The sequence below is a fragment of the Streptomyces sp. LS1784 genome, from assembly GCF_020103755.1.
Taxonomy (GTDB): Bacteria; Actinomycetota; Actinomycetes; order Streptomycetales; family Streptomycetaceae; genus Kitasatospora.
Genome location: NZ_JAHSQD010000549.1, coordinates 1 through 5,444, shown reverse-complemented (window position 1 = coordinate 5,444; position 5,444 = coordinate 1). Strand labels below are relative to the sequence as shown.

The window sequence follows — 5,444 nt, the reverse complement described above, 5'->3', positions numbered from 1 at the left end:
CACCCCCGACCGGCCGCCCGCCCCCGCCCCCGAGGGGGGCGGGCGGACCGCCCCCCGGACCGGCACCCCCTCCGCCGCAGTGCCGCCTCCGGCGACTGCGGCGCCCCGGAGGCCGCCCGTTCCCTGCCTGCCCGTCATGCCCCGCACGTCGGTTCGGGGGATGCCGGCGCGGCCGAAGCCCCGCCCACCCTCCCCCTCACGCCCTGCGCAGCAGTTCGCAGAGGGCCTGCACCGCCGCCGGGAAGGCGTGATCCGGCGGGGCGGCGTAGCCGATGACCAGGGCGGGTGGGGCGGTGTCGGCGGGGGACGGTGCGGCGCGGTGCCAGGTGAGGCCGTTGAGGGAGAGGCCGGCCCGCTGGGCACGGGCGAGGAGTTCGGTTTCGGGGGTGGAACCGGGCGGCAGCTGGAGGACGGCGTGCAGGCCGGCCGCGATGCCGGTGACCCGGACGTGCGGGGCGCGTTCGGCGAGCGCCGCGACCAGGTGGTCGCGGCGGCGCCGGTAGTGCAGCCGGCAGCGCCGCACGTGGCGGTCGTACGTGCCGGAGGTGATCAGCTCCGCCAGCGTCAGCTGGTCCAGCACCGGGGACATCGTGTCGGCCAGCGCCTTCAGCCGGGCGACCGGTTCGACCAGCGCGTCCGGCAGGGCCAGCCAGGCCAGTCGCAGGCCCGGTGCGAGGCTCTTGGCGGCCGTTCCGGCGTACACCACCCGTTCCGGGTCCAGCGCCTGCATCGCGCCGAGCGGCTGCCGGTCGTAGCGGAACTCGCCGTCGTAGTCGTCCTCGATGACGTACCGGTCGTGCTCCCGCGCCCACCGCACCGCTTCCGCCCGCCGGCCGGCGGACAGCGCGGCGCCGGTGGGGAACTGGTGGGCCGGGGTGAGCAGGACGGCGTCGGCCCGGTTGCCGAGCCGGTCGACCACAGCGCCGTCCGCGTCCAGCGGCACCGGGGCGGTGGCGAGCCCGGCGGCCCGGGCGACCGCGTGCTGCGGCGGCAGCCCGTACTCCTCGACGCCCAGCGTGCGGGCGCCGCGTTCCCGCAGGGCGGCGCAGAGCAGGCCGAGGCCCTGGGTGACGCCGGTGCAGACGAGCAGGTGGTCCGGGTCGGTGCGGACGCCGCGGACCCGGGCCAGGTAGTGGGTGAGCGCCTGCCGCAGTTCGATCCGGCCGAGCGGGCTGCCGTAGTCGAGGGCCTCGTGCGGTGCGGTGGCGAGGGCGCGGCGGGCGGCGGTGAGCCAGGCGGTGCGGGGGAAGAGCGAGACGTCGGGCCGTCCGGACATCAGGTCGTACCGGGCCGTCTGCCGCCGCGGCGCCGTCCGGGCCGCCGGCCGCCGGCCCTGGACCGGCTCCGGCACTGCTCGCCGGGCGACGGTGGTGCCGGAGCCCTGCCGGGAGCTGAGCCAGCCCTCCGCGGTGAGCTGGCCGTACGCCTCGACCACGGTGTTGCGGGCGATCCCGAGGTCCTCGCCGAGTGCCCGGGAGGACGGCAGGCGGGTGCCGGGGGCGAGCCGCCCGTCCTGGACGGCTTCGCGCAGCGCGTCCTCCAGGGCGGCCCGCAGCCCGGCACCGGCGGCCCGCCGTTCGGTGAGGTCGAGGTGCAGGTCGCCGCCGAAGGAGGTCCAGGAGGTGCTCACGGCCCCATTCTCGCGTGGCCGGGTGTGGTGCCCCGTGAACCGCCCGTGACGACCGCCGCCTTCCCCGCCGGCCGGAGGCCGGCCCGCCCGGTGCAGCCACCACGTTTCCTCCACGTCCTGTTTCCCGTCGCTGCCCGGGCCGCCCGGGTGCCCGACGCGCTACGGTGCTGCGCATGGCGAACTTTGTACTGGTGGCGGGGGCCTGGCTCGGTGCCTGGGCGTGGGACGAGGTCGCGGCGGAGCTGCGCGCGGCCGGGCACGGGGCGTACCCGTTGACGCTCTCCGGGCTCGCGGAGAAGCGCGGCACGCCTGCCGGGCAGCAGGCGCACGTGGCGGACGTCGTCGCCGGCGTGGAGCGGCTGGACCTGCGCGACGTGGTGCTGGTCGGGCACAGCTACTCGGGCATCCCGGTGGGCCAGGCCGCCGAACGGATCGGCGACCGGCTGGCCGGGCTGGTCCTGGTGGACGCCAACGTGCCGGTGGCGGGGGAGTCCTTCGCCGACCAGATGCCGGAGCCGGCCGCGCTGCGGGCGGACCTCGCCGCGCACGGGGGCTGGTGGCCGCCGCTGCCGCCGGCCGAGTTCGCCGAGCAGGGACTGACGGTCGATCAGATCACCCGGATCGCCGCGGGGGCGACTGCGCACCCGGGCCCCTCGCTGACCGAACCCGCTGTCCTGGAAGGCCCGTTGAGCGCGCTCCCGGCGGTGTACGTGAAGTGTCTGCTGGACTGGCCGGAGCCGCCGCCGGTGGCCGCCGAACTGGTCGCGGAGGGCCACTGGCGGCTGGTGGAGCTGGACACCGGGCACTGGCCGATGTTCTCCCGGCCGGCCGAGCTCGCGCGGGTCCTGGCCGAGGCGGCTCGGACGGGTCAGAGCGAGAGGTAGACCGCACTGCCGGCGCCGGCCAGGAAGCAGTAGAGCGCGAACGGCGTCAGGCTGCGGGTCTCGAAGTACCTGGTGAGGAACCGCACCGAGACGTAGCCGGCCACGAAGGCGGCGAGGCTGCCGGCGAGGACCGGGCCGAGCACGCCGGAGTTCTCCGGCCTGAACAGCTCGGGCACCTTCAGGACCGAGGCGGCCAGGATGACCGGGGTGGCGAGCAGGAAGGAGAACCGGGCGGCGTCCTCGTGGTGCAGCCCGCGCAGGATGCCGGCGCTCATGGTGACGCCGGAGCGGCTGATGCCCGGGAACAGGGCGAGGATCTGCGCGGCGCCGATCCAGGCGCCCTGCCCGTAGCCCAGCCTGGTGAGCCGGTGGTCGGAGGCGACCGCCGGGTCCACGCCCGGTTCGTCGGCGGGGGCGGCGTGTCCGGCCCGGCGGCGGCCGGTGCCGCCGCGCTTGAGCCGCTCGGCGCCGAGCAGGACGAGTCCGTTGAGGGCGAGGAACACCGCGGCCGGGACGGGCTTGCCGAGCGCGTTGCGCAGGGCCTTCTCCAGCGCGAGGCCGGCCACGCCGACCGGGATGGTGGAGAGGACGAGCAGCCAGGCGAGCTTCTCGTTGCGGGTCTCCACCCGGCGGTGCCGGATCGAGCCGAGCAGCCCGTCGATGACCCGGACCCAGTCCCTGCGGAAGTAGACCACCAGCGCGAGCGCGGTGGCCAGGTGCAGGGCGACCAGGGCGGCGAGGTACGAGGAGCCCTCGGCGGTCATGTCGAGGTCGTGCTGGATCCTTCCGCCGACCAGGGCGGGCAGCAGGATGCTGTGGCCGAGGCTGGAGACCGGGAAGAGTTCCGTCACGCCCTGGAGCAGGCCGACGCCTATCGCTTCCGGGTAGGTCAGGGTCGACATCGCGCACCTTCGCTCGGGGGTCGGTGGCCGGCCGGGGCCGGGGCCCTCGCGAAGCTACTACGGGCATGTAGACGTTCGCCAACCCCGCCGTCAGAAGTTCACCGACCGTACGGCTGCGGGACACCGGGGCCGAGGTGCCCGATCAGCGCCGCTGCCACGGCGGCCAGGACGGTGGCGGACGGGACGGCCCGGTGCGCCGCGTCGCAGAGCAGCACGACGGCGGTCACCGCGGCCGGCATGCCCACCAGCGGCAGGGCGACGGTCAGCACGGCGAGCAGACGGCGGGGGCGGTGCGGGGGGTCCGGGCGTGTCACAGCGGCTCTCCTTCGGGCTCGACCCGCGCCACGATGCCGCCTCCCGCGGCGTCAGGTTCAAGTCCTTTTCCGCCGCCGGGGCGGTGCCGGTCAGTCCGATGCCTCCGGGGTGGTGCCGGTCAGTGCGCCGCCACCCGCCGCCAACCGGGACCGTCCGCGGCCACCGGCGCGGTCGCGAAGTCGTAGCGCAGCAGGTCCGGCCCGAGCGCGAGCAGCGAGACCGACGAGGAGCCCCAGATCCGCCCGTCGCCGAAGTCCCGCCGCTGGATCAGCGCGGCGTCCGCGTCCGGCGCCAGCCCGTCCCCGGCGACGATCGGCAGCCATCCGCCCCAGGCCGCCGTGGCCGTCCCCTCGGCGGTCGGCTCGGGCCGGGGCTCGTCGGTGAAGCGGGCCCGGAAGTGGGCGGCCCGCGCGGCCATCAGTGCGCGGATCCGCGCGGAGGTGGTGCGGCCGGCCGCCAGGCCCTCCAGCCCGTCGTTGAGCACCACGCTCAGGCCGGACGGCAGTTCGCGCTCCTCCAGCCGTCCGGCGCCCCAGCTGAACACCCGGGCGCCGTCGGCCCGGACCAGGACGAGGTGGAACGGGTCGTACGGGGTGAGGTCGAGGTGGCCGATCCCGCCCTCCCGGACGGCGGTGAGCGGCAGCCGGCCGCGGGTGCGGCGGGCGTCGGTGGGGGCGAGCGGGCCGAAGCCGTTCAGCAGGCAGGCGGCGGTGCGCCGGCCGGGGTCGACGGCCAGCCAGGTGCCGCCGGCCGCGAGGTCCAGTCCGCCGAGCAGTTCGGGTCGGTCCGGCCAGTGGTGGTCCGGCGGAAGCCAGGCGCGGCCCAGGTACTCGTCCCGGACGGACAGCAGCAGCACCGGGACGGCCGCTCCCGGCTCGATGCTGACGAACGCCGTGCACACGGCGTACCCCCTGACCTCGTCCTGTCATCGGTCTCCTGCCTGCGATCCTGGCACGGCCGTCCGCACCCCGGAAGTGGCCCAAGGAACGGATGGCCGAACGCACCAGGCCCGTGGGCCGCCGCGCTCCTAGGCTGGCAGCCATGACGACGAACGAGACGGCCGGGGGCCCGGTGCCCGCCCCCGAGCAGCGCCTGCAGATGTTCAAGCTGGCCCCCGACTACTACCAGGCGATGATCGCCGTGGACCGGGCCTCCCGGCAGGGCCTCGACCCTCGGCTCGCCCATCTGGTCAAGGTGCACGCCTCGATGATCAACGGCTGCGCCTTCTGCATCGACATGCACTCCGCCGACGCCAACAAGCTCGGTGAGCAGGACCACCGTCTGCTCTCCCTCCCGGCCTGGCGCGAGACCCCGTGGTTCACCGCCCGCGAGCGCGCCGCCCTGGCCCTCACCGAGTCGATCACCCTGGTGACCCAGGGCCATGTGCCGGACGCCGTCTACGCGGAGGCCGCCGCACAGTTCGACGAGACCGAGCTGGCCCAGCTGATCGCGCTGATCGCCACGATCAACGTCTGGAACCGGCTCAGCATCTCCACCCGGATGAGCCCGGCGGCCAAGTGAGCGCCGTCGAGCAGAAGGCCCAGCGGGAGAAGGCCCGGCTGCTGCGGGAGCTGCACCGCCCGGGCGAGCCGCTGGTGCTGGCGAACGCCTGGGACGTGCCGAGCGCCCGGCTGGTGGCCGGCGCGGGGGCGCGGGCGGTGGCGACGGCCAGCGCGAGCGTCTCCTGGTCGCTCGGCAGCGCGGACGGCGGCG

General features: G+C 75.9%; 7 protein-coding genes. 3 read left to right on the top strand and 4 right to left on the bottom strand.

Annotation, left to right across the window (positions count from 1 at the left end; genetic code table 11):
- Positions 1-196 precede the first annotated feature (196 nt).
- Positions 197-1,630: a PLP-dependent aminotransferase family protein gene (locus tag KS423_RS37385; protein ID WP_224284193.1), complete on the bottom strand. Its 1,434-nt coding sequence runs from the start codon at positions 1,628-1,630 to the stop codon at positions 197-199.
- A 173-nt stretch (positions 1,631-1,803) separates the two neighbouring features.
- On the opposite strand from KS423_RS37385, the gene KS423_RS37380 reads away from it, so the two are divergent.
- A complete protein-coding gene (locus KS423_RS37380) occupies positions 1,804-2,514 on the top strand; it encodes an alpha/beta fold hydrolase (protein ID WP_224284192.1) in 711 nt (236 codons plus the stop codon).
- Here the strand turns inward: KS423_RS37380 and KS423_RS37375 are convergent.
- The 3 genes from KS423_RS37375 to KS423_RS37365 all read right to left on the bottom strand — a co-directional run bounded on the left by KS423_RS37375 (position 2,499) and on the right by KS423_RS37365 (position 4,632).
- Positions 2,499-3,416 (bottom strand): undecaprenyl-diphosphate phosphatase, encoded by a 918-nt coding sequence (locus tag KS423_RS37375; RefSeq protein WP_224284191.1) that lies wholly within the window; start codon positions 3,414-3,416, stop codon positions 2,499-2,501. The genes KS423_RS37380 and KS423_RS37375 overlap by 16 nt on opposite strands.
- A 98-nt stretch (positions 3,417-3,514) precedes the next feature.
- The gene (locus KS423_RS37370) at positions 3,515-3,730 is read right to left on the bottom strand and encodes a hypothetical protein (protein WP_224284190.1); all 216 of its coding nucleotides are present in this window, start codon (positions 3,728-3,730) and stop codon (positions 3,515-3,517) included.
- A 119-nt stretch (positions 3,731-3,849) separates the two neighbouring features.
- Positions 3,850-4,632 carry an NRDE family protein gene (locus KS423_RS37365; protein ID WP_224284189.1) on the bottom strand — a complete coding sequence of 261 codons (783 nt, stop codon included), beginning with the start codon at positions 4,630-4,632 and terminating at the stop codon, positions 3,850-3,852.
- A 140-nt stretch (positions 4,633-4,772) separates the two neighbouring features.
- On the opposite strand from KS423_RS37365, the gene KS423_RS37360 reads away from it, so the two are divergent.
- Positions 4,773-5,252: a carboxymuconolactone decarboxylase family protein gene (locus KS423_RS37360; protein ID WP_224284188.1), complete on the top strand. Its 480-nt coding sequence runs from the start codon at positions 4,773-4,775 to the stop codon at positions 5,250-5,252.
- Positions 5,249-5,444 (top strand): isocitrate lyase/phosphoenolpyruvate mutase family protein (locus KS423_RS37355; protein ID WP_224284187.1); only part of this gene is annotated, 196 nt, incomplete at its 3' end. The genes KS423_RS37360 and KS423_RS37355, both read left to right, overlap by 4 nt.